Below are 22,411 nucleotides of genomic sequence, written 5' to 3'. Positions count from 1 at the left end.
GATCAGAGCTTCTCGGCGCCTGCGCGGAACATACCGATCACGAGCTCGCTGGCGCCGTCGATTGCGCGGCGCATGGTCGAGCCGGTGCCGATCGCTTCGGCGGCATAGACCGGCGTCTCAACCGCGATGGTGCCGCTGCGCCAGACCTTGACCACCCCGACCTGCTGGCCGGCCTCGACCGGCGCGCGCACCGGGCCGCGATAGACGATGCGGGCGATCAGCTTGTCGCTGCCGTTCTTGTGGACCATCACTTTCACGGGCGTCTTGGCCACGAGCTTGACCGAGCGGCTCTCGCCGCCGAACACCTTGGCGTAGCCGACGGGCTGTTCGGCTGCGATCAGGGTGCGGGTCTCGAAATTGCGAAAGCCCCATTCCAGCATCTTCTTGGCTTCCGTGGCACGGTCCTCGGGATCATCGAGCCCGTTGACGACAACGATCAGTCGCGTGCCGTTTTGCACGGCCGAGCCCACCATGCCGTAGCCGCCTTCCTTGGTGTAGCCGGTCTTGAGCCCGTCAGCGCCTTCCATCGAATTGAGTAGCGGATTGCGGTTGGGCTGGCGGATCTTGTTCCAGGTAAACTCCTTCTCGCCGAACAATTTGTAGAACTCGGGGAAATCAAGGATGATGTGGCGGGCAAGGATGCCGAGCTCGCGCACCGTCATCTTGTTGCCGGGATCGGGCAAGCCGTTGGAATTGGCGAAGGTCGATCTGGTGAGGCCGAGCTCGCGTGCGCGCTTGGTCATGAAGTCGGTCGCGAAAATCCGCTCGTTGCCCGCGATGGCTTCGGCGAGCGCGATGCAGGCATCGTTGCCGCTCTGGATGATCGCGCCATGCAGGAGATCACTGACCGAGACCTTACTGTTGATCGCGGCGAACATGGTCGAGCCCCCGGAGGGCGCGCCGCCCCGGCGCCAGGCGTTCTCGCTGATCCGATATTCGTCGGTCAGCTTGATGTCGCCCTTCTTGATGGCGTTGAAGACGACCTCTGCGGTCATCAGCTTCATCATGCTGGAGGGCGCGCGCAGCTCGTCGGCGTTCTTCTCGAACAGCACGCTGCCCGAGGAGGCCTCGATCAGGATCGCAGTCGGGGCGTCGCCGTCGAAGCCGGTGTCTTCCGCCTTCTTGGCGCCCTGCACGCTCTGGTTGGCGGCGTAGAGCGCCCCGCCCCATCCGATGCCCGCGACCAGAATCGCCGCGATCAGCCCGCGCGCCAGCGCACCGGCGGTGAACCGGGGGCGACGAAGCAAAGAAGGACGAAATGTCATGGCCAAGCCCTGAGAGCGGCGTTCTACCAGTTGGAACAGATGCGAACAACACGGAGGTGGACGCCTGTCCCTGAGATTGCACGATTCTCCTCGCGCCCCTATCGTGGCATCTTATATTTGCCGACCAAACCCCTGAAGCAAGGCGGAAACTTGAATGTCCTCAACCCGTATGATCAAGGCCAACGGGATCGAGCTCTTCATCCGCGAGCAGGGCCAGGGTCCGCTGGTGGTGCTGTGCCATGGCTGGCCGGAACTGTCCTATTCCTGGCGCCACCAGATCCCGGCACTCGCGGCCGCCGGGTTTCATGTGGTCGCTCCTGACATGCGTGGCTACGGCCAGAGCGCGGCGCCCCCTGATGCGGCCGCCTACTCCATCTTCGACACGGTCGGCGATGTCGTCGGCCTGGTGCAGGCGCTGGGCGAGAGCAAGGCAATGGTGGTCGGCCACGATTGGGGCGCTCCGGTCGCCTGGCACGCCGCGCTGTTCCGCCCCGACATCTTCACGGCGGTCGCGGGCCTGAGCGTGCCGCCGCCGTTCCGCGGCCGCGGCAAGCCGCTCGATCTGCTGCGCCAGGGCGGCATCACCAATTTCTATTGGCAATATTTCCAGACGCCGGGCGTCGCCGAGGCCGAGCTCGAGCGCGACGTCGCCCGCACCATGCGCATCGTGCTCGGCGGCCGCGGCCTCGCCGATCCCTCGGCGGCCATGTTCGTGCAGGAGGGCAAGGGCTTTCTCGGCCATGCGGGCGCCGAGGAGCCACTGCCCCGCTGGCTGAGCGAGGCTGACCTCGCCTATTTCACCGAAAGCTTTCGCAAATGCGGCTTCCGCGGCGGGCTGAACTGGTACCGCAACATCGACCGCAATTGGGAGCTGACGGCGCCCTGGCAGGATGCACAGATCCAGCAGCCGTCACTGTTCATCGCCGGCTCGAAGGACGCCGTCATCACCGGCCTGATCGGGGCGAAGCGCGTCAACGAGCTCGAGCGCGTGCTGCCCAATCTGAAACACAAGCTGATCCTCGAGGGCGCCGGCCATTGGGTGCAGCAGGAGCGGCCCGAGGAGGTGAACGCAGCGCTGGTGAAATTCCTGACGGCGAGCACAACTCAGTAGAGGCCGCGGCCACTCAGGATGCTGCGGGCCTCGGCCGCGCCATCCGAGGCGTAGGCGCCGGACAGCGCGCTCTCGGTCGCATAGCGGCCGTCGTCGTCATAGGACACGGCACGGGCGTTCTGGTGGCCCCGGCCCCGGCTGCGGCTCGAGGCCGACATTTCCGAGGTCGCGTTGAGCGAGGCCATATCGGCCGAGCTGTTGCCGAGATTGTAGGGCCGCCCCTCCGGCATCGGAACCTCGCCGCGAATGGCACCGCGGCTCGACGAGGGCAATTCCGGCACGAAAGGCTTGGCCGAAGCGACCCGTACCATTGAGGGGGTCGGCGCCGGAACGCCGGTACGCAAGGTCGCTATCAGCTGGCGATCGTCGGAGCCTTCCAGCGGCGCCCGGCCAACATACTCGACCCGGACCTTGGCGACGCCATTGCCTTTGAATTCAAGGAGTTCGGCGGCCTTGTTCGAGACGTCGATGAGCCGGTTGCCGTGATAGGGCCCGCGGTCGTTGACGCGGACGATCAGCGACTTGCCGTTGGAAATATTGGTCACCCGCGCATAGGACGGCATCGGCAGGGTCGGATGCGCCGCCGTGAGCGAGGTCATGTCGAACACCTCGCCATTGGCGGTCAGGCGGCCGTGAAAATCATCGCCATACCAGGACGCCATGCCCTCGGCACGATAGTTGACGTCCTCCTCCGGCACGTAAGTCCGGCCGGCCACGATATAGGGCTTACCGACGCGGTAGGTGCCGCCGCCCTTCGGGACCGGATCACCCCAGGCCACCACCCTTGGGCTTGAGGACACGCCATATTTCGGATCGACGCGGCTGGCGAACTTGTTCGACGAGGCGCAATTGGCGAGCGCAAGGCAGGTCGCGACCACCGCAACACCGCGCGCGGCCCGCAAAACCGAATCTGACCGTCGGATCCCCATTTGCCCCAAATACCATTCCGCCGGCGGCATGCCCAACCTGCATTGGCTACGGGAGCGCCGTCCGGTCCTTTGATCCGAGGCGGCCCACCACCGCATCGGAAGCAATAACGATAACGCAACCCGAACACGGCGGAAATGGGGAGCCCACAGCGATCACGCCGGCATGGTAAACGGGACGTTTGCTTCTCCCCGTCGATCTACGGAACGCAGCCGCCCTGCTCTGTGCCAAGGCTGGACATTCTGTTGCGCCAAATCCTCACTCCATCCCCATTGTCACGCCGCTCAGGGAAATTCTTTTGACTGTGCAAGGCCGCACGCGTTCTCTCGGATACAGGGCGGGATTTGGAATTTAGCGATGATCGAGACGGTTTCGGCACTGATGGGTCTGGTAAGCGCGGCGATCTTCCTTGCCCATGCGTTTGAAGGTTACCGCACGAGGGCCTGAAGGCACTCGCGCGGGACGGCAAGCATTCACCTCTTTCAAGGCGGCACGTTCGGACAATTTTAATCGATCCGATCGAGCATCGAGGACGAGAGCGGCAGGTGTCCCATGCGCAACCATGACCTCGTATCCGACGGCTTCCTGGCATTGACCGCAGGCGGCTTGGTCCTGCTCTGCTCGAGCCTCGTGGCACTGGCCTTCGGCTAATCTCGGGCGCGACCTTCGCGCTTTCCCGACGACGACCACACTTCGCTGCAAACAGTGTTTGCCCGGGATTGTCCCGCTCCCGTTTAGTTGATTGAATTTCCGCATTCGGCGCCTCGACTTAATTTCAAGAGGCCATCACCAACCAGGGTGAGTCACATGCTTGCCGAGAAGTTTTTTCTTGTTCTTGAATCCCTGATCCGCGGCGATCGCACCTATCCGGACGGAAGCCCCAGGGTCATCAGCACCTCCCCGCACGTACCGGTGAAGCTGCCGAGCCGGAAATAGCCCGCTCGCTTTTCCCACTCACCCGCCGCTCAGCGCAGGCCGAGCAGCGAGCGCCGGTAGCGGCCGTCCCGAGCCTCGTTCAGGCAGACGAAGCTGCCGTCAAAGCCCTGGCGATATCGCTTCTGGCCTCTGGTGTAGTAGACGCCCTTCCTGAAATCGAGCCAGACCACCTGATCCTGCGGACAATGGCGCTGCGCCTGCGCCTCATAGCGGAACGGGGTTAGTGGCGTTGCCGACACGTCCGCGCCGCCGGAGCCGGCCATGATCGCGGCTGCGAGCGCGATCCCACCCGCCCATGTCCCGCTGCGAAACACTCCCCGCCTCCCGAACTTGATTCCGTGCTGGCCGAGCGCGCGACGGCCGCCCGGCACGGTAGCACGAAACGGCGCGATCCCTGGCAAACGACCGGCTTGCGCCGCGTCTTCCGCCGGCCATCTTGCCGGGTTACATGGCAGCAAGATCATCTCCATGCGAGGATGCTGCCTGAATGTCGGTTGAGCCTGGATTCCAGTCCGAACGCCGCATCGAATCCCGACCGCCATTGCCGCGTCTGGGCCTGCTGCCGATGGTCATCTTCGGCTCGCGCTGGCTGCAGCTGCCGCTGTATCTCGGACTGATCGTGGCGCAGTGCGTCTACATCGCGCTGTTCCTCAAGGAGCTCTGGCATCTGTCCTGGCACTCGCTCGACCTCACCGAGCAACAGATCATGATGAGCGTGCTGGCCCTGATCGACGTCGTGATGATCTCCAATCTCTTGGTGATGGTGATCGTCGGCGGCTACGAGACGTTCGTCTCGCGGCTCGATCTCCAGGGTCATCCCGACGAGCCGGAATGGCTCGGCCACGTCAATGCCAGCGTTCTCAAGATCAAGCTCGCCATGGCCATCATCGGCATATCCTCGATCGCGCTGCTGCGCACCTTCATCGAGGCCGGCAATCTCGGCTCGAACCGCGCCGGCTTTACCGAGACTGGCGTGATGTGGCAGGTGCTGATCCACCTCACCTTCGTCTTCTCGGCGATCGGCATCGCCTATGTCGACAGGCTCAGCGATGCCGGGGCGCGCAAGCACGCCGAATGAGGCATAATGGCCAGCCTCTCATGTGCCAGCTTCGAGCTGCTGCATGACCTGGCGCAGGTATTCCAGAAGCTTCTGCGCGACCTGCTCGCGCGCCACGCCCTTGGCGGCGAGATCGGCGGACACCTTGCTCACGATGTCGTCGATGGTCTGCCTCTCCAGATTGTCCGTGACCAGCGCCGTTGCGTAGCTTGCCGCGTCGTCGTTGCTGAGGCCGAGCTGGCTTGCGGCCCAAAGCCCGAGCAGCCTGTTGGACCGGGCCGTCGCCTTGAACATCAGCTCCTCGTCGTGGACGAACTTTGCTTCAAAGCCCTGCTCGCGCTTGTCGAACGTGGTCATGGTCAGCTCCATTCTCGTTTCGCTGATGTGACATACTGGCTGGGAGCGAACGTCTCCGTGGTTCACGTCAGGTGAGGTTCACCCTAAGCTTCCTCCCGGAAGGCAAACGCCGTCAAGCCCGCCGATGGGCGTGGGACCGGGCGCGCGCAAGCTGGTCTTGAGCGAGGGGAACGCCAACCGGCGTGAGACGCCGGCGGCATCGGTTTGAAAGATCGGTATGGGAGATTGTTGGCGCCGACCGCTTTTGGTCAGCCCTTCGCCGCGGCCGCTTCCCGCGCGAGGCGTTCGGCCTTCAGCCGTTCCTTGTTGGCGTAAAACGCCTTCTGCGCCGCCTCATGATCGCGCATGGCCTTTTCGGCCTCGAGCCGGCGCGCTGCATCACGTGCCTGGCGCTGCTCGGGAGTCAGAGGCTTGCGTCGGAAGGAAAGGTCTTCAGTCATGGCAACACAACGTGGCGGCGAGGAAAAAGTTCCGTATGCTTGAGCTGAAGCATAGACGCTGACCAACGAAGTTTGCGAAAACAACCCCATGCACAGTAGCTAAGTCTTGTTGGCACAACGCCTTTTGCATTCGCGCAAAAGCCGGTTGACCCGTCGGGCAAAACAGTGGCATTCTGCCATCTTCGGAAAATCGGCAAGAAGGCTGATCGGGATCCCTTCTCGAACGCTAATGATCCGGAAAAGTGCGCAGCGGTTTTCCGAAAAGATCATGTCAAGGCAACAACCTAAAGCGCGATGACGATTCGTCCTAATCTCATCGCGCTTTGGGGAAAGCGGCGAGCGAGAAGATCATCTTCCCTCGGGAAAATATTCAGATCTCTATTTCTGCAATCACCGGCAAATGGTCTGAATAGGCTCCTGCCTCCCGGTCGGTCCACACTTTCCCGAACCGGGCGTCGGGCGTCGCATAGATTCTATCAAGGCGTAGAACGGGCAAGCGCGCAGGGAAAGTCCGCAAGCGTGTCCGGTTTGGGCAAACCTGCGCGAGCACCCGCCGCACCGATTTGACCCAAAACCAGTCATTGAAGTCGCCGAGAACGACGGTCTTTCCGGGCTTCACAAGGCTGACCAGGGCCTGAGCTTGCGCATACCGCTCATGGATACTCAAGCCGAGGTGAGTAGCCACCACGCGCACATGGCCGACAGGTGTCAGCAGTCCCGTGGCAATCGCCCTACGGGGCTCCCGCTCCCGATACGACACGTCGACGATCTCGGGCGCATCAGAGAACGGAAAGCGGCTCAGGAGCATCTGACCGTAGTCGCCATCCTGAGTGACAATCGACTTCGCGTGAACGCGGTGGTCGCCGACAGCAATCGCCAACTTCGCGAATGGATCGTCTGACCGCGATCGCGAATCCACCTCCTGAAGCGCGACGACATCGGGGGCCCACCGGCGAACGATCGAGCAAACACCCTCCAAATCGAACTTCGTATTGAGATTGAACGTGCCATGCACATTCCATGTCATGAAGCGCATCGCCGCCATCAGCGCCTCCCGGCGAGCCAGGTCGCGACGAATTGTGCGCCTACGCAGATTCCGAGCCAGCTCAAAAACGCCAAGACCAATAGCAATATGTTGCTCCAGGAAGCATCTCTGGCCAAATCTGCGATTTGAGCCCCCAGAACTGCCATGGCGAGAATACCGGGCATCATGCCCAGCAGAGTTCCAACCATGAAGTCGCGGAGAGGCAGCGTGCTCGCACCAGCCACGACATTCACCACCGAGAACGGTGCTATCGGAATCATCCGGATGACGACGACAGCCAGAATACCCTTGCCTAAGACGCGTTCCTGGATGCGCGCTGCACGTCGTCCGAGTAAACGCTGGAGTCGCTGTCGTCCGAGTGCCCGCCCGATCGCAAAAAGCACGAGGGCGCTGATCAAGACGCCGGCCATTGCGGTGATGAAGCCTAGCCAGGGCCCAAGAGCGGCAGCAGTTGCTGCAATGAGTACGAGAACCGGAAACACGACCAGCCCGCCGACGACGAAAGCTGCGATCGCGAATGGCGGCCCCCAGTTAGACTGCGAGTAGGCAGACAGGAACGTCGAAATACGACCCGCGTCGGCGAAATCGCTCAAAGACGTGTACGACCAAGCCATCGCCAGTCCAAAAAGCGCCACGGCTATCGATACGATCCCTATTAGAGTCTTCGTGCTCCACATGCGAGATGCCGCCCGCTCGAGATGGAGAGGCCGCTCAGGGTCGGCCACCGGCTGAACCATTGTGGCCAGAGTACTGGTCAGAACCGAAGACTCCACTTCCCGCAGCGCCTTCGCCCCATCAGCTCTCGACACGTCGTCCAGGAGCGCAAAAAGACGATCCTCATTTCGCGTTATGGTCTGTTCGTCGAGATCGCAGAAATGGGCAATCAGGCGACGGCGGACCGAAGCGATGAAGTTTCTATGCTCGTCGGATGCAGCTTCAAAAATAAGGTCACACTCACTATCGGCACCCATCGACCGATTGTTCAGGTTAGCCGAGCCGATTCTCAAGATCCGATCGTCGACGGTCATGAGCTTGCTGTGCACCATCACGGCAGCTTCGGTATCCCCGCTGGGTGAGACCGGGTAGACGAAGCGGATACGATCTGCCACTCCGGCCTGATTGAAGCAGTCGATGAAGGCACCACGGCCGTTTTGCATGGCTTGGGATTCTACCCAGGACGAATGCAGTTTGGGAGTGACAACGAGAACCCGAAGCGAAGGCGCGCGAAGCATCTGCTCGGCCAATTCCCGCGCTATCTTGATAGCGCTGGTAAACTGATTTTCGATGTAAACGAAGCTCGTCGCTGACCGGATCGCTGCAACCAGCGAGCGCTCGACCTCCTTGATCCTCGAACCTGCAGGACACACGATCTCTGTCCTGGCGATACCCACCGGCACGTGCTCCGCCTCAACCGGCACATTCGCCGGCCACCGAATGCTCTTCAGCGCGCGCCGAGGATGAACCTGTTGACCTGCCGCACGCCAGCGTTCCTCCGCGAGGTCGGATAGCCATGCCGCAGCATCCCCGTCGACCATGCATTGAACATCATGAAACGGTGGGTATGGCTTACCCGCAGGGTCGCAGCGCAACGCGTGATCGGCGCGATGGTCGCTCGTGTCCCAGCGCCTGATCGTCAGGTCGAGCCCGCCAACGAACGCCAATGAACCGTCGACACAGACGATCTTCTGGTGTTGGGCGGAACCAAACGGAAGTGTGGAATCCAGATGAAATCGGACGCGGCCACATGTTCCGGCGGTGAATTTTGCCGCGGAATTCCATTCCCTTTCGGACGCGTAAAACGAGACGAAGTCCCAGATCAGAATATTGATCCACAGGGCGGGACGGCGTTGAACGAGCGCGCGGAGGAATGGGCCAAGCTGTTCCGGCAGACCATCATCCGCTCGTCCGGAAGCTCCGACCAGCCTGGTCTCACTATGGATATCCCATCCGATCACATAAACTTGGTCTTGCGCCTCCAGCAGCGCGTCCCGCAGGGCCGCGAAATAAGCGGCAGCATCATTCAGAACCGCGACGCGGCGCGCTTCGCACCGCCGCCAGACGGTATTGCCGGGGATCAGGGTCGATGAACTCTGAAGCAGGTGGACCTCGCAAGTCGCGTTCGTGTCTAAAACGCTATGAATGCTCAACGGGTTCCGCGTCCTCGGAGACGGGCTACGCTTCGGTGTGAGAATGCTGAACCACAGAGCTTACGCGGCACAAGCGCACTCGCGTTATTTGGTTCGGACAGTCTTTGCGCCGGCGCCCCTCAAGACGTCTGCGATCTTTTCAGGGGCATCGCCGTGGAAATCCACGGAGACCTCGATCAGACCTTCCAACTTCTGGTGACCTTCCGGCGCGGGCGCGGATTTGACGTCAGCACCGGCCGGATGTGTCCCCGCCGTGTTCGCGCCGCCGGCCGGTTGGACGAAGACGTCGCTTCGGGATACGCCGCATTCCTGGACGACGTGCTCAATGGCAAGCTCGGCGCTGCGGCGAGTGTCGAATTCTCCGATGATTGTGCTTTCCAAGACATCTCTCCGTAGGTGGACGAGAGTGCGTACAACAGGCCAGCACTGGCCAAGTTCCAGATGCTGGCGACCTGCATCTCAAATGCGTGGAGGGTGGATCTGGACCACGCGCCGGGGGTTCAGAACCGGACTATCCCGAGCAGGAAGAGGAGCGCGAGAGTGATCAAGCCGGAGATCAGCAACGAGCCGAGACACCCGAGCCGGTTCGAGAAAAAGAAGAACATGCCTGGCCCGCTGTGAAGCTTCCTGCCGGGCTAATTTTTCAAGTTCGACAGCGTTCCGGATGCGCTCTCGTTCGTCCTGATTGTCGAGCGGCTCCCATCTACAGACGGCGATTGGACTGGTGCTTCTAGAAGCGACGGATAAGAACCAATCTTTGAGCGAGACGTTGAACCCACGATGTCCGACGCTTTTGACTATTTCCGAGCGCACGCGGTTCGAGCCCTTTGCAAGGCCCGGACGATGCCCCGCGGGCGAATGAAGCATCTCCAAATCGTAGTAGCCCGGATCTACCACCTGCTCACCAAGGAGGCCGCGTACGGGCCAAACCTGCAGCATCTGGACGACTTCCGGGCAGCCCAAAAGCTTGAGAGGTCAATCGATTGAAGGCCTGGAGCGAGGTGAGTGGCGGTCGCTGACACCCCAAGGGTGACTGAACTCCTGAGGGAATACGCGCAGCGAACTGCGCTGCGTGGAGGCAACCCCTATCGTGCGAAGGCGTATGCCCGCGCCGCCGATAATCTTGCCGCGCTCGTCGTCCCGCTCCATGTACTGATCGAGGAAGACCGCCTCACCGAGATTCCCGGGATCGGCGAAGCCATCGCGGACATTATCACCAAGCTGTATCGCACGGGGACTCATCCGAGCCTTGAGAAGCTGCGCAAGGAAATTCCCGCGGGGGTCCTGGAACTGCTGACGGTGCCGGGCTTAAGGCCTGAGAAGGTGCTCAAGCTCTACAAGGATCTCGGGATCACCTCCCTGTCCGAATTGGAAACGGCAGCCGAGCAAGACCGCATCAAGAAGGCCAAGGGGCTTGGGGCCGCGCTGCAGACCAAGATCGTGGAGAACCTTGCGATCGCCAAAAGCGGCAAGGGTCGCCTGCACCTGCATCGCGCCGCGGCCCTGCTCGAGCATGCAACGGACTCGCTGCGGAAGGCGCGGCCCGAACTCAAACGGCTCAGTATCGCCGGCGACTTCAGGCGTGGTTGCGAACTCGTCGCCGACCTCGCGATCGTCGCCGAGGCCGCCGGGAGCGGCAGCGTTATCGAATCAGGCGGGCTGCAAGTCCACCTCGCCGATCGCAAGCATTTTGGCGCCGCCCTGCTCCACGCGACGGGCTCACCCGTTCATCTGGATCAGCTTCGGGCGCTCGCGGACAAGAAAGGAATGCGCCTTGAGCCGGACGGGCTGCACAAGGGACGGAGCGTTGTCGCAGAAACCGAGGAAGACATCTACCGGGCGCTCGGCCTTCCCTTCATCGCGCCCGAACTGCGCGAGGGCCGCGGCGAGATCGAGCGGGCGCTGAAGAAAAAGCTGCCGAGGCTCGTCACCGACCAGGACCTGCGCGGCATCCTGCACTGCCACACCGACGCCTCGGACGGGACCGAGACGCTCGAGACCATGGCAAAGGCCACGCTGAAGCGCGGCTTCGAATATTTCGGTGTCGCCGACCACTCGCAGTCGGCGCACTACGCCGGGGGTCTCTCGCTCGAGCAGATCAAGGAGCAGCATCGGCAGGCCGAGCGGCTCAATAGAAAGTTTGGCAAGGACTTTCGGATCCTGAGGGGCATTGAGTCCGACATCCTGGCGGACGGATCGCTGGACTATCCGGACGAGGTGCTCGACGGCTTCGACTTCGTGGTCGCCAGCATCCACGGGCGTTTCAGGCTGGATCGGAAGGCACAGACCGAACGCCTGCTGCGGGCTGTCGCCAATCCCTACACCACCATCGTCGGCCACATGACCGGCCGCCAGCTTCAGCGCCGTCCAGGCTACGAGATCGATGTCGAGAAGGTGCTGCGCGCCTGCGCCAAGCACGACGTCGCAGTCGAGATCAACGCTCATCCTTGGCGGCTCGATCTGGACTGGCGCTGGCATCAGGCTGCGCTCAAATATGGCTGCATGTTGAGCATCAATCCGGACGCGCACTCGATCGCCGAGCTCGATCACATGCATTGGGGCGTCGAGATGGCGCGAAAAGGCGGCGTCCCCGCAGAGCGGGTGCTGAACGCAATGCCGCTCGCCGATATCGAGCGATACTTGCGCCACAGGCGTCGCTCGTTTGCACGTGCAGCTTGAGACACCTGGTCCTTCAACGAAGGCTCGCCGGTCCACGCGCAGCCGTTTGCGCGAGAAAGAACGACCCCAGGCCTGGATCAAGGACCCAGGGCTGGGGCCGCTCGGGCTACGCTTAGATAGCCTGATGCGCCTAAGCGCATGCGGATCAAAGTACGTGGGCCGTAAGCGTTCCTATTTTTGCAACGGCCTCCACCGGAGCTAAAGCGCAATGCGATTGGCAATAATCGTCATCGCGCTTGACGTTGTGTTTGATCCCGATCTTTTCGGAAAACCGCACTTTTCCGGCTCATGCTCAGGAACGCTTGCTGAGCTTTCGCGTCTTCTGAAAAATGAGACGTGCCCATGCCTCCAGCCACGCCCCCGAGCCAAACCCTGTTCCGCTGCCCCAAATGCCGCGATCCGCTCAGTCTGGCGGAGAAGCTATGGGACATGAAGGCAGCCCGCTTCATCCGGGTGTATCAATGCCGGTGCGGTGAACTGCTCTGGGATGATCAATCGTCCGCGCAACACAGCTAAGGCGCACCAGACCCCCTCGCCTGGAGTTGCTACCGATCTCGAGCGGCGCAGCGAGTCCGACAAGATTTCGTGTCGCTTCAACTCATCCGCGATTGCGCCCTCAATGTCGAGCTCAGCTGAGCGCGGTAACGAACCGCATCTAAGCGGTTGATTTTATTGGATTGTGGCGGAAGGGGTGGGACCGCCTGCCCTTGTGCCTAAGCCTTTGATCTTGGGTGAAAAATTCTTAGAGATCGGATGCTTACCGTAGCAACTGTCTGTAGCACCGTCGAGAGAGCAACGAATGCTTTTTCCCTATCGAGGAGGCTTGTTCTTCATGTTCGTAGCTGAGGGTACTCCACCTGCCCCCCGAAGATGTCATCGGTGTACCCAGGAACGGTGACATCAACTTTTTTGAAGAGGGCTTGTTGAACGGATGTACTGTCTGGCTCCGCTCGTCGGAAGCCCTGCCAGACTGCCTTGGTCATCAAAATCGGCGGCGTGCTTGCCTTCGTCTCGACGGCCTCGCTCATCAGAAAAAAACTCCCGAAGTCCGCTCTTTTGTGAACTATTCGACTGGGGACGTAATGAACCTCTAGCTGCGACAGGAAGACTGGCAGGCTTTCTTTCACCCACTCCCAACTATCGCTACCGCTGCTTGCGCTGTTCAGAGCGCCGAACGGACTGACACCTGTAAGCGCGGCACCGAGCACTCCTCCCATAGGCTCTGGAGAACTGAGAGCCCCGAGACCCAGCATTCCTGATGCGGTAAGGCCCAAAAGGTTCGGTCGTGCGCGTGTCTCGTATGCCACGTTGACCTTTTCCACCGTCGCATACTCGGCCGGCTTGTTTGCCGCATCCGTGAGCTTCGAGGCGACATTCGCTGGACGACCGAGCCAAACGAGGTTTTTGTAGCTGCCCTGTTCGCTCCCATGGCGTCGTATCCCAGCCTTGGTCACCAGCATCCTGCCGTGGTCGATCCCGATGCCGAAACGGACCTCGTTTGCCTTGAAGTGCTTGTTGATGATGTGCTGCGCCACAGTGTTCATCGCGATGGCACAATGAACAGCGTTCGCGAAACAATCCTCCACGTCGAACAACACCATCACGCGGTCTCCGATGATGCCTCTAACGTGCCCCCCGTACTGCCGTGCAGTTCGCGTCATGGCTCTCACAAAGGCAGTGTACAGCTTCGCAACAGTCTGCGGCCGGTGGGCGAAACTGAGATCGGTTGACTTCCGCATGTCGATGTACAGCACGCAAGTCGTGATCAGTTTCGCTCCTTGGGTCTGTGTGTCGAGGTTTGGGAAGGTGATGACCGGGTCATCAGGCTGAGGTACGGTCTTCGTTTCGGTGATTGCGATCGAAAACTGACCGTCGAAGATCGCGGCCACTTCCTCAACAAGCTCATCGCGGAGGTCCTTGAGCGACATCTTCGATCCTACTTCGCCCAAAACTGATCGTAGGCGAGGATAATGCCGCTTACGGTCATTCCTAACAACGCCAACATGACCAGCCCAGCGCCCCAATTGAAGATGGTGAATTTGCGCAGTGTGATCTTGCTGTTCGCGAAGACTTGAATGGCTAGGTCGTCAAGGTATTCGTCCGAGATGGTCTGCTCGGCATCTGTACCGTACCGCTGACGAAAGCGTTGGACATAGGTCGCTGCCTCGTACTCGGCGATCTCCCCGAAGTAGAGAAGGCTCCTATCTCGTTCCGGGTCCCTGTCGAAGATGTTCAGCCTCACCTTCGGGAGAAACGAGCAGAGCGCCACGACCGCCGCTAACGCGAAAAAGAGAAGCGATACAGCGGCTGAGATACGGATCGAATGGGACAACGCCCGACCACTGGCCAGCAAATTCACCAGAGCTAAAAGCCATGCAGATGCGAATGTCAGCAGCGCCGCGTTCTTGGTCTCAGCGAACCGAAGGAAGTCTACTGTTCTCGACAATGTGCCGGAGAGCGCCTTCTCCAGCGTCTCCTGCTGCTGTTTCGTACTCATGAGTATCCTTGGTCCTCACCGTCTGGTTGAAGCGTGTCACAAAAACACTAGCTCCGCTACATGGACCATCATGCCGCCCAGCTCGTCAATGCTGCTTCCGCTGCAGCCCGGTCATCCCTAATGCGGTAGATGGTTTGCCGACTGAGGCCGGTGGCTGCAGCGATCTCCCCAACCCCAGTCGATAGGTCGAGCAAGTTGCACACGGTTGAGAGTTGGTCGCGCGTGTAGCTCGGCTTCCGGCCCCGATACTTCGTATCTGCTCCATTGGCCTGCGCAAGGGCGATGCCACCTCGCTGCGCTTCTTTGACGGCTTCAGCGTTTGCTTCTGCCGTTGCCGCCATGAAGGCAATTTGGGCGTCCCTAACAGCCATCTGCATTGGGTCCTTCGTTGCGCCGTCGAACGTCATGCCGTTGATGACCGTGCGAATGATGACGCCGCGCCGCATGAACTCCCGGATGGCGTCGCAGACATCACTGTAATTCCTGCCCAGACGATCAACCCATCGCACAACCAAGGTGTCGCCACTGCGCAGAATGTCGAATAGACATCGGCTGGCGGAATGACCTCGGAGGCGTCAGCCTCGACCCTGCTAACGATGTAGTCGAAGGCGGTTTCTGCATGCCCCTTGAGCGGCTTCGGGATCGGAAGCCATTCTCCGATGGATGCGCCGGGGAAGACCCTCCCCAACAGCGCAGGAATGCCCGAGCCCTTGTGCGCGATGATGAATGCTCGGCTGGCAGGACAGCTACCGTTCTGGAGACGCCGAACTGATCCTCTACAGAGGGCCTGCAGAATGCCGTGCGCATGTTCGCCGCGCCGGACCTTGTCAGTCCACTCGAAGGCACCGGAGGCGGACGGAAGTGCCGCAGAAGCTCTCCCGGTGGCCTCGTAGACCGGCTCGGGCTTGAACAGCACACCCGCCAAGATGACGTTCGGGATGCGTGCGAAGTCGTTCGTCGCGTCGTGCCGACCCCATGTCACGAACTTCACTTTGCCCGCGTCGGTGGACAGACGCTGCTTGACCAGCTTCTCGAAGTCGTAGCTCGCGGTGGCCTTGTGGTGAACCACAAGCCAATCCTCATTAGGCCTTTTCATGATCGTCTTGGCCACGCCTTCCGCGATGGTCTGGGCGTCATAGTAAAAGGCATCCTTGCCGCCGCCACGATCCCAGACGCCGATGGTTAGTCCGGCGTAGCTCTTCGTCGCAGACGGCAACCGCACCATGCCGCCTCTGTGCCGCTCCCAGAGATCGTACGTGGTTCGGACACGGGCCGAAGCATCCAGCACCAAGACGGGCTGCAGGTCCGCTGGGAGGCTCTCTCGGTAGTCAAGGATCGAAACCCGGTGGCGACGCCGCACGGTGACAGTGCGCCCGAACAACTGCCAGACCGCCTCGATGGCCTTTGCAGCTCGTCCCGTGGTCATCTTCAGAGCGTCCCACTCGGAGACCTCATGAATGCGCGGAAGGCTCGGTAATTCGATGCGATCACCCTCATCCGCCCAAGGCTTGGATCACATCGCGGGACAGCTTCGCTCGCCTCAGGGCGTCACGATAGTTGTGCCGCAGGGAATGGAAGGTCACGCGGGGCTGCTTGACGCCAGCCTTGGACAAGAACCGTCCGAACCACTTCGACATTGTCGAGAAGTATCCGTACCTGTCGCGGTCAAGCTCTGGAAACAGGCGAACGCCATTGCAGCTCCGAACGAAGTCGAGAAAGCCCATCGCGATCAGTTCCGCATGGAGTGGAACGAACCGCTCACCGGCATCGGTCTTGATCCGTTTCCTGTCTTCGACCTCCATCTCGTCAGGGTCCCCTTCGGAGAGCATGAGGCACCAGATGCTGCCGATCTGCCGAACGTCCGTCTTGTGGAGCTGACACGCTTCGCCTTGCCGCAGCCCATGGAAGAGCGCCAGCAGTGGCACCCAGAAGCGACCACGCCTTGGATGGTTCGGGCCACGCTTCGCATAACCGTTCTCGTCGTCCACACAGCCGGTGTAGAGGGGCATCTGGAACAGCTTTGGTAGATCGCCCAGTGGCACCGGCTTGCGCTTGTTCTTGTCCTTGACCGGGTCGGCTAACAGCAAGTCCGCAGCCGGGTTGCGATCTGCCAGTTCCTCTTTGACTGCCCAGTTGAAGAGTGACGACTGATTGATCAGGTACGAGTTGATCGTTCCGACAGACATGAGCGGCTTGCCGTCGATCTTGGCCAGTCGAGCGGCTTCCTGCAGGGATTTGCCGGGGTAGACCTTCCGGGCGTTCTTGGGGATCGTCTGCAGGAGAGACCGAACTCGCTTACAGTCCGCTCGGTTCACATCTCGGACCAGCTTGTCCGGCCCAACAAGCTCCTCGATAGCGTCGAACACGATGCGATAGCTGAGCAGCGTCTTCTCACCGCGCTTGACGCTGGGATCGGCCAAGTAGTCGTCCATGAGCTGCCGCAGGCTGAGACCAGCGGGCTTCTTGTGCGCTTCTCCAAACCTCTTCACGAGATCGTCGGTGCCATAGTCGTTCTTGGCGCGACGTAGGAGCGTAGTGGCAGCGTCACGGATGGTGTCACGCAAAGCAGGCAGGAACCGGACCCGTGTGTCTTCGTCGATCTTCCCGACGGTCGAGGAGCGACTGAGTAACTCCGCGAGATGCGGACCTATCTCTGTTTCCAACTCCGCCGGGCTCTCCGTCCGCGACATCTTGTCAATGAACTTCTCGTAGATGACAGGGCCACCGGGTTGGTCTCCCCATTGCCGCATGGCGAACTCGTAAGCCTTCCCGCACAGCCGGACGATCTCACGCTGAGATAGGTTCGCTGGTGGACCTGCGTCGGTCGCCCTGAGGCGGTCCATCTCGGCATCGAAGTCCGAACTGGCGGCGCGGACCCTCCGCACGGCTTCACGGTAGTCAGCGGTTCCGAGTGACTTCCACCGCTCCTTGCCCTTGAACAGGTGCGCCAGATCGGCGGGATACGAGGCTCGAAGGTAGTAAGTGTTCTTGCGCTTATGCAGTCGAGGATGAGGCACGTCTTCCATGGGCTCGCTGTAGCAGTTCACCGTAGCACCCATCAACTGGAAGCCATTGGAACTGCAGAGTTTTTGGAAGATCAACGACTTAGAACGGGACTGGCGGAAGAGGTGGGATTCGAACCCACGGTACCCTTGCGGGCACGCCGGTTTTCAAGACCGGTGCCTTAAACCACTCGGCCACCCTTCCAGACTGGAAATTGTTTAGCTTTTCGTCGCTTCGGTTCGCTTGTTTATGGCGGCTCGCATGGCAACGTCAACAGCCGCGGCCGCTTCGCCCTGCATGTTCGGCATCAGATGGCTGTAGATGTCCATCGTGATCGCGATCGAGGAATCGCCTAGCGCTGCCGCACGATCTTGGGATGGATATTCGAGGCCAGCATATGGCTGGCGTCGCTGTTGCTAACCGAATGCGTCTGATCCGCCGCACTGTGGGTGCTCCACCGGTGGGCCGGGCATCGCGCCTAGCGCCAGGGAAATCGCGGGCTAAGCCGCTGATCTGACTCCGCTTTGCTCCGAATCCCGGCAAAGGATTCGCGACTCGGATCCTGGCCGCCGGTTCACGCTGGCGGGTCTTCTTCACGACGCGTGTCAGCCTAATGAACGGTTAACGAAGAACCAATAGAATATTCCGCCGTTGACTTGCACCCCCACCCGAGACGAGGTGGGTCTAGGACATGCCGATAATGGCGGACCTCAAAAAAAGATTGGACAAACTCCGCGCCGATGCCGCGGATTTGGCCCTTATGAGCAGGCGGGCAAGCGATCCGCAAAAGCGCGAACTCTTCGGACGCTTGGCAGATGAGCTTGCAATAGAAGCTCTTGAACTCGAGCAGGTGGTGAAGCAACAAGGTAGGCAATCAGCTTCCAGCGACATGGACAGAGTTGTGAGCTTCCGGACGCGCCTGGAGAGGAACTGAGCACCATTGTCGAGATTCCCGGCTCGCAACGTCAGAGCGGACGAAGCGAGCAAAAATGATGAGTGAGCGAAGCAAGGCCAACCCGGCTGGCCTAGGAACGTGCCTAGCGATCAGCGTTCATTTTCCAGGTCGAAGCAGACTGCTATTGCCCTGTAGTCTCTAGGCGCCCCTAGCGTTCGGCATGGCTGCGCTGGTTTCTTCTTCACTTGCTGAAGAGCGCCGCCTCAGTCGGCGGCCGCTCAATGGTCCCCCAGCGCGGCCGGTCGCAGGGGCCCGGTTGGTCATATGGGGCCCGAAAGCTTCCCGAGCGGACCCTTTTCCCATGACGAGATCGCCCGCTCCTAGGAGCTTAATTCCTACCGACCATTTTCAGAGTAAATTTCAAGACCGGTGCCTTAAACCACTCGGCCACCCTTCCAAGCCTGGAATGGGTGTCGCTTAACGCGTCGACCGCGCAAGGCAACGCGAAGTTCGCACTCTCGCCTCAACCTCTTCAGCCCCGCCCTTTGTCAGGCGAGTGTCAGCCTGTTCCCCTAGCTTGGCGGCAGGTTCGGCGCCGCCACGCGCCGACGTCTCGGCAATCCCGGATACCGGCGACATCTCCCAGGGCGTTGCCGGTTGCGAGGTCCGGTTGGATTCGTCTCCATATCCGGGCCTCGCTTGCTGATGCGCAAAAGAAAGCGGCGCCCCGCAAGGAGCGCCGCGCGAGACTGTCTTCATTGCGTCAGCTCAGTACCCGCAGGACGCGCAGCCCATCTGCACGGGCGCGTAATACGAATAGCCCGGCGACACCATCTCGACGCGCTGGCGCGTGGCATATTGCGGGGGGATGCGCTCGTACTGGACGCTGGGCGGCGCCACCATCACGGTCTGCGGCACCATTACGGTGCGATACTGCGCCGGCGTGCGATGCCCGACCACAGAACCGGGAGACACCATCACGGTTTCGTCGACAGCGCGGTATTGCGGCGCGACGTATTGCTGCTGGTAGCAGGTCGTGCACGGCGGCGGCGCATAGCAATTGTAGCAGCCGGCGGAGGCTGCGCCCATCATGGAAATCGCGGCGACGGCGGTAGAGAAAACGACGGCGAGAGTACGAGACATTGCGTGGTGCCCCAGTTGCCCGAAATGGATTTGCGAAGGTCGCTAGCAGTATACGACGCAAAATCCTGGGCTGCCGAACTTCGTCGGGGCATCCTTAATGCGAACAGCCAGTCGCAGCCGACAGGTAAGAACTCATTGACCACGCGCATCAACACGCGACGTGCGTTTGGCGTTCATCCGCCTTCGCTCGAGCTTCACCGCCTCGCTGCTCTTTCCAAAAACTCCAGCAGCGAGGGATCGGTCTCCTCGAATTCGACAAAGCGGCGGCGCAGTTCGTCTGCGACTTCTGCCGTGGCATCTCGCGACCATCCTTCCGCGGTATTGAAAGCCACGACACGTACCGGATGGAGATATTGCCCCTCGACGAGATTCCTGAGCAGGGTCGCCCGATTGGCGTCCTCCTCAGCCGTCTCACACCAGGCGCGGCCCAGCCGCCGGCCGAAATCATCGAGCACGAGATAGACGTCCCGGTCTGTCGCAATGTGCGGCACGAGCGATGGAGAGTGACTCATGGCTTACCCCGCTACTGGCAATCCGGACCGTTGCGGAGGATACGGCGTCCGCCCGGCCGGATTCGGAAAAATGGATTTCGGCTATTTTCTTAGGATGGCGCGATTAAATCACAAACAAAGTACAAATAAATAAAAATTAAATGGCAAAATGGGCGCAAAGACACTAAATTCACAGGGGCCTGGCGGGCGAGCCCGCACGTTGGGCGCCCACTTCGCAAAACGGCTTCCGCCTCCACCCCCAAAAGCCCACACCCCAGGAGGCGGGGCCGTTTCTTTTGCGACCGCTTGTCCCGGCTCTGTCCTGCAACAGTGCGCCCGCCCGCTCGCGCGGAGACCGCGGGTCGTTCCGGAGGAATCCGCCCAGCCTGTGGCGCGTCGATCAGGCGCTATCTCGAACGCCGCTTCACCTCGCGCACGGCGCCGCGCGCGGCGCTGGTGGTGAGCGCGGCGTAAGCCTGCAGCGCGGTCGAGACATTGCGCTTGCGGTTCTGCGGCTGCCAGGCGGCATCGCCCTTCGCCTCCTCCGCGGCGCGGCGCTTGGCCAGCTCCTCGTCGGAGACCTCCAGGCTGATGCTGCGGTTGGGGATGTCGATGGCGATACGATCGCCGTCGCGCACGAGACCGATATTGCCGCCTTCGGCCGCTTCCGGCGACAGATGGCCGATCGACAGGCCGGACGAGCCGCCGGAGAAGCGGCCGTCGGTGACGAGCGCGCAGGCTTTGCCGAGGCCCATCGATTTCAGATAGCTGGTCGGATAGAGCATCTCCTGCATGCCGGGGCCGCCGCGCGGGCCCTCATAGCGCACGACGACGACCTCACCCGCGACGACCTTACCGCCCAGGATGCCCTCCACCGCTGCGTCCTGGCTTTCGAACACGCGCGCGGGGCCGGAGAATTTCAGGATCGAGGCGTCGACGCCGGCGGTCTTCACGATACAGCCGTCCTGCGCGAGATTGCCGTAAAGCACGGCGAGGCCGCCGTCCTTGCTGAAAGCGTGCTCGAGGTCGCGCACGACGCCCTTCTCGCGGTCGGCATCGAGCTCGTCGTAGCGGCGCTCCTGGCTGAAGGCGACCTGGGTCGGGATGCCGCCGGGCGAGGCCCGATAGAAGGTGCGCACCGCCTCGCTCTTGCTGCGCTTGATGTCCCAGCGCTCCAGCGCATCGTTCATGGTCGGGGCGTGCACGGTCGAGACCGAGGTGTCGATCAGCCCGGCGCGGTCGAGCTCGCCGAGAATGCCCATGATGCCGCCGGCGCGGTGCACGTCCTCGACATGCACGTCGGCGACGGATGGTGCGACCTTGCACAGCACGGGCACACGACGCGAGAGCCGGTCGATGTCGCGCATGGTAAACTCGACCTGCCCTTCATGGGCAGCGGCGAGCAGATGCAGCACGGTGTTGGTCGAGCCGCCCATCGCGATGTCGAGAGTCATGGCGTTCTCGAAAGCCTTGAAGTTCGCAATGTTGCGAGGAAGCACCGATGCATCGTCCTGCTCGTAATAGCGGCGGACGAGATCGACGATGGTATGGCCGGCCTCGACGAACAGGCGCTTGCGGTCGGCATGGGTTGCGACCACCGTGCCGTTGCCGGGCAGCGCGAGACCGAGCGCCTCGGTCAGGCAGTTCATGGAATTGGCGGTGAACATGCCCGAGCAGGAGCCGCAGGTCGGGCACGCCGAGCGCTCGATCACCTTGACGTCCTCGTCGCTGACCTTGGAATCGGCCGCGGCCACCATGGCGTCGATGAGGTCGACGGCTTTGGTCTTGCCCTGGAGCTTGACCTTGCCGGCCTCCATCGGTCCGCCCGAGACGAACACGGCGGGGATGTTGAGCCGCAGCGCGGCCATCAGCATGCCGGGCGTGATCTTGTCGCAATTGGAGATGCAGACGAGACCGTCGGCGCAATGCGCGTTGGCCATGTACTCGACGCTGTCGGCGATCAATTCGCGCGACGGCAGGCTGTAGAGCATGCCGTCATGACCCATGGCGATGCCGTCATCGACCGCGATGGTGTTGAACTCCTTGGCGACGCCGCCGGCCTGCTCGATCTCGCGGGCCACGAGCTGGCCGAGGTCCTTCAGATGGACGTGGCCGGGCACGAATTGGGTGAAGGAGTTGACGACGGCGATGATCGGCTTGCCGAAATCCGCATCCTTCATGCCCGTCGCGCGCCAGAGGCCGCGGGCGCCCGCCATGTTGCGGCCGTGGGTGGTGGTGCGGGAGCGATAGGCTGGCATGGCGGTTTCCGTCCTCGGGTTGGCTTGGAGCCGGGCGGAAAAATGGAAGCCGCCTCAGAGCTTTCCGGCCGGATAGCGCACGCGGGGAACGCGCGCAACGGGAACTTGGTCCGGACAGGGCTCCCCTGCTCCCGGCGCGGCCTCTCGCGAACGTTCCCCA

20 protein-coding genes, 1 tRNA gene and 1 pseudogene are annotated in these 22,411 nt (G+C 61.6%); 6 read left to right on the top strand and 16 right to left on the bottom strand.

The features are described 5' to 3' along the window. Window positions 1-2: 2 nt before the first annotated feature. Window positions 3-1,265 carry a D-alanyl-D-alanine carboxypeptidase family protein gene (locus tag IVA96_RS23815; RefSeq protein ID WP_247281107.1) on the bottom strand — a complete coding sequence of 421 codons (1,263 nt, stop codon included), beginning with the start codon at window positions 1,263-1,265 and terminating at the stop codon, window positions 3-5. Window positions 1,266-1,419: 154 nt separating this feature from the next. Between IVA96_RS23815 and IVA96_RS23810 the strand changes: the two genes are divergently transcribed. Next, on the top strand, window positions 1,420-2,376 hold the full coding sequence (locus tag IVA96_RS23810) for an alpha/beta hydrolase (RefSeq protein ID WP_247281108.1): 957 nt from the start codon (window positions 1,420-1,422) through the stop codon (window positions 2,374-2,376). On the opposite strand, the gene IVA96_RS23805 is transcribed toward IVA96_RS23810, so the two are convergent. Then, a complete protein-coding gene (locus tag IVA96_RS23805) occupies window positions 2,370-3,305 on the bottom strand; it encodes a septal ring lytic transglycosylase RlpA family protein (protein WP_247419506.1) in 936 nt (311 codons plus the stop codon). The two genes, IVA96_RS23810 and IVA96_RS23805, sit on opposite strands and share 7 nt — an antisense overlap. An 805-nt stretch (window positions 3,306-4,110) precedes the next feature. Between IVA96_RS23805 and IVA96_RS35645 the strand changes: the two genes are divergently transcribed. Next, the gene (locus IVA96_RS35645; protein ID WP_256465491.1) at window positions 4,111-4,239 is read left to right on the top strand and encodes a hypothetical protein; all 129 of its coding nucleotides are present in this window, start codon (window positions 4,111-4,113) and stop codon (window positions 4,237-4,239) included. A gap of 29 nt (window positions 4,240-4,268) precedes the next feature. Here the strand turns inward: IVA96_RS35645 and IVA96_RS23800 are convergent, their stop codons facing one another. Further along, window positions 4,269-4,502: a hypothetical protein gene (locus IVA96_RS23800; protein WP_247281132.1), complete on the bottom strand. Its 234-nt coding sequence runs from the start codon at window positions 4,500-4,502 to the stop codon at window positions 4,269-4,271. 224 nt (window positions 4,503-4,726) lie between these two features. Between IVA96_RS23800 and IVA96_RS23795 the strand changes: the two genes are divergently transcribed. Beyond that, window positions 4,727-5,317: a TIGR00645 family protein gene (locus IVA96_RS23795; RefSeq protein WP_247419504.1), complete on the top strand. Its 591-nt coding sequence runs from the start codon at window positions 4,727-4,729 to the stop codon at window positions 5,315-5,317. 18 nt (window positions 5,318-5,335) lie between these two features. Here the strand turns inward: IVA96_RS23795 and IVA96_RS23790 are convergent, their stop codons facing one another. From IVA96_RS23790 to IVA96_RS23770, 5 genes are all read right to left on the bottom strand, one after another. Next, the gene (locus tag IVA96_RS23790) at window positions 5,336-5,653 is read right to left on the bottom strand and encodes a DUF1476 domain-containing protein (RefSeq protein ID WP_247419502.1); all 318 of its coding nucleotides are present in this window, start codon (window positions 5,651-5,653) and stop codon (window positions 5,336-5,338) included. A gap of 248 nt (window positions 5,654-5,901) precedes the next feature. Continuing rightward, the gene (locus tag IVA96_RS23785) at window positions 5,902-6,093 is read right to left on the bottom strand and encodes a hypothetical protein (protein WP_247281133.1); all 192 of its coding nucleotides are present in this window, start codon (window positions 6,091-6,093) and stop codon (window positions 5,902-5,904) included. 370 nt (window positions 6,094-6,463) lie between these two features. Continuing rightward, a complete protein-coding gene (locus IVA96_RS23780; protein ID WP_247419501.1) occupies window positions 6,464-7,138 on the bottom strand; it encodes an endonuclease/exonuclease/phosphatase family protein in 675 nt (224 codons plus the stop codon). After that, window positions 7,138-9,285, bottom strand: a complete 2,148-nt coding sequence (locus tag IVA96_RS23775) for a VTT domain-containing protein (RefSeq protein WP_247419500.1) — start codon at window positions 9,283-9,285, stop codon at window positions 7,138-7,140. The genes IVA96_RS23780 and IVA96_RS23775 overlap by 1 nt, the downstream gene beginning before the upstream one ends. An 84-nt stretch (window positions 9,286-9,369) precedes the next feature. Further along, window positions 9,370-9,666, bottom strand: coding sequence for a hypothetical protein (locus IVA96_RS23770; protein ID WP_247281114.1), 297 nt, complete (start codon window positions 9,664-9,666; stop codon window positions 9,370-9,372). Between the two features lie 399 nt (window positions 9,667-10,065). Between IVA96_RS23770 and IVA96_RS35885 the strand changes: the two genes are divergently transcribed. After that, window positions 10,066-10,272, top strand: coding sequence for a hypothetical protein (locus IVA96_RS35885; RefSeq protein WP_346347910.1), 207 nt, complete (start codon window positions 10,066-10,068; stop codon window positions 10,270-10,272). Between the two features lie 18 nt (window positions 10,273-10,290). Next, the gene (locus IVA96_RS23765) at window positions 10,291-11,964 is read left to right on the top strand and encodes a PHP domain-containing protein (RefSeq protein WP_247419499.1); all 1,674 of its coding nucleotides are present in this window, start codon (window positions 10,291-10,293) and stop codon (window positions 11,962-11,964) included. An 830-nt stretch (window positions 11,965-12,794) separates the two neighbouring features. Here IVA96_RS23765 and IVA96_RS23760 read toward each other — a convergent pair. The 5 genes and pseudogenes from IVA96_RS23760 to IVA96_RS23740 all read right to left on the bottom strand — a co-directional run bounded on the left by IVA96_RS23760 (window position 12,795) and on the right by IVA96_RS23740 (window position 17,668). Then, complete coding sequence (locus IVA96_RS23760) at window positions 12,795-13,892, bottom strand: adenylate/guanylate cyclase domain-containing protein (RefSeq protein ID WP_247419498.1); 1,098 nt, start codon at window positions 13,890-13,892, stop codon at window positions 12,795-12,797. A gap of 8 nt (window positions 13,893-13,900) precedes the next feature. Beyond that, window positions 13,901-14,461, bottom strand: a complete 561-nt coding sequence (locus IVA96_RS23755) for a Pycsar system effector family protein (RefSeq protein WP_247419497.1) — start codon at window positions 14,459-14,461, stop codon at window positions 13,901-13,903. A 68-nt stretch (window positions 14,462-14,529) separates the two neighbouring features. Further along, window positions 14,530-15,006 (bottom strand): annotated as a pseudogene (locus IVA96_RS23750) (recombinase family protein); the annotation flags it as partial. A 948-nt stretch (window positions 15,007-15,954) separates the two neighbouring features. After that, window positions 15,955-17,487 carry a site-specific integrase gene (locus IVA96_RS23745; RefSeq protein WP_247419496.1) on the bottom strand — a complete coding sequence of 511 codons (1,533 nt, stop codon included), beginning with the start codon at window positions 17,485-17,487 and terminating at the stop codon, window positions 15,955-15,957. Between the two features lie 91 nt (window positions 17,488-17,578). Beyond that, window positions 17,579-17,668 (bottom strand) — tRNA-Ser (locus IVA96_RS23740). Window positions 17,669-18,164: 496 nt separating this feature from the next. On the opposite strand from IVA96_RS23740, the gene IVA96_RS23735 reads away from it, so the two are divergent. Next, the gene (locus IVA96_RS23735; RefSeq protein WP_247281116.1) at window positions 18,165-18,398 is read left to right on the top strand and encodes a hypothetical protein; all 234 of its coding nucleotides are present in this window, start codon (window positions 18,165-18,167) and stop codon (window positions 18,396-18,398) included. A gap of 729 nt (window positions 18,399-19,127) precedes the next feature. On the opposite strand, the gene IVA96_RS23730 is transcribed toward IVA96_RS23735, so the two are convergent. The 3 genes from IVA96_RS23730 to ilvD all read right to left on the bottom strand — a co-directional run bounded on the left by IVA96_RS23730 (window position 19,128) and on the right by ilvD (window position 22,251). Continuing rightward, window positions 19,128-19,451, bottom strand: coding sequence for a hypothetical protein (locus tag IVA96_RS23730; protein ID WP_247419712.1), 324 nt, complete (start codon window positions 19,449-19,451; stop codon window positions 19,128-19,130). Window positions 19,452-19,696: 245 nt separating this feature from the next. Then, entirely contained in the window at window positions 19,697-20,014 is a 318-nt protein-coding gene (locus IVA96_RS23725; RefSeq protein WP_247281117.1) for a hypothetical protein, read from the bottom strand. Window positions 20,015-20,400: 386 nt separating this feature from the next. Then, entirely contained in the window at window positions 20,401-22,251 is a 1,851-nt protein-coding gene (ilvD, locus tag IVA96_RS23720) for a dihydroxy-acid dehydratase (RefSeq protein ID WP_247419495.1), read from the bottom strand. Between the last annotated feature and the right edge of the window lie 160 nt (window positions 22,252-22,411).

The sequence above is a fragment of the Bradyrhizobium sp. 159 genome, assembly GCF_023073795.1.
Taxonomy (GTDB): domain Bacteria; phylum Pseudomonadota; class Alphaproteobacteria; order Rhizobiales; family Xanthobacteraceae; genus Bradyrhizobium.
Note: the sequence above shows the minus strand (reverse complement) of the source record. Positions and strands in the feature narration are given on the sequence as shown.

Excerpts from the sequence above, each read along its gene's own strand:
- IVA96_RS23785 (WP_247281133.1), bottom strand. The coding sequence starts at position 6,093 with ATGACTGAAGACCTTTCCTTCCGACGCAAGCCTCTGACTCCCGAGCAG.
- IVA96_RS23795 (WP_247419504.1), top strand. The coding sequence starts at position 4,727 with ATGTCGGTTGAGCCTGGATTCCAGTCCGAACGCCGCATCGAATCCCGA.
- IVA96_RS23805 (WP_247419506.1), bottom strand. The coding sequence starts at position 3,305 with ATGGGGATCCGACGGTCAGATTCGGTTTTGCGGGCCGCGCGCGGTGTT.
- IVA96_RS23735 (WP_247281116.1), top strand. The coding sequence starts at position 18,165 with ATGGCGGACCTCAAAAAAAGATTGGACAAACTCCGCGCCGATGCCGCG.
- IVA96_RS23760 (WP_247419498.1), bottom strand. The coding sequence starts at position 13,892 with ATGTCGCTCAAGGACCTCCGCGATGAGCTTGTTGAGGAAGTGGCCGCG.
- IVA96_RS23790 (WP_247419502.1), bottom strand. The coding sequence starts at position 5,653 with ATGACCACGTTCGACAAGCGCGAGCAGGGCTTTGAAGCAAAGTTCGTC.
- IVA96_RS23810 (WP_247281108.1), top strand. The coding sequence starts at position 1,420 with ATGTCCTCAACCCGTATGATCAAGGCCAACGGGATCGAGCTCTTCATC.
- IVA96_RS23800 (WP_247281132.1), bottom strand. The coding sequence starts at position 4,502 with ATGGCCGGCTCCGGCGGCGCGGACGTGTCGGCAACGCCACTAACCCCG.
- IVA96_RS23815 (WP_247281107.1), bottom strand. The coding sequence starts at position 1,265 with ATGACATTTCGTCCTTCTTTGCTTCGTCGCCCCCGGTTCACCGCCGGT.
- IVA96_RS23780 (WP_247419501.1), bottom strand. The coding sequence starts at position 7,138 with ATGGCGGCGATGCGCTTCATGACATGGAATGTGCATGGCACGTTCAAT.
- IVA96_RS23725 (WP_247281117.1), bottom strand. The coding sequence starts at position 20,014 with ATGAGTCACTCTCCATCGCTCGTGCCGCACATTGCGACAGACCGGGAC.
- IVA96_RS35645 (WP_256465491.1), top strand. The coding sequence starts at position 4,111 with ATGCTTGCCGAGAAGTTTTTTCTTGTTCTTGAATCCCTGATCCGCGGC.
- ilvD (WP_247419495.1), bottom strand. The coding sequence starts at position 22,251 with ATGCCAGCCTATCGCTCCCGCACCACCACCCACGGCCGCAACATGGCG.
- IVA96_RS35885 (WP_346347910.1), top strand. The coding sequence starts at position 10,066 with ATGTCCGACGCTTTTGACTATTTCCGAGCGCACGCGGTTCGAGCCCTT.
- IVA96_RS23755 (WP_247419497.1), bottom strand. The coding sequence starts at position 14,461 with ATGAGTACGAAACAGCAGCAGGAGACGCTGGAGAAGGCGCTCTCCGGC.
- IVA96_RS23745 (WP_247419496.1), bottom strand. The coding sequence starts at position 17,487 with ATGGAAGACGTGCCTCATCCTCGACTGCATAAGCGCAAGAACACTTAC.
- IVA96_RS23730 (WP_247419712.1), bottom strand. The coding sequence starts at position 19,451 with ATGATGGGCGCAGCCTCCGCCGGCTGCTACAATTGCTATGCGCCGCCG.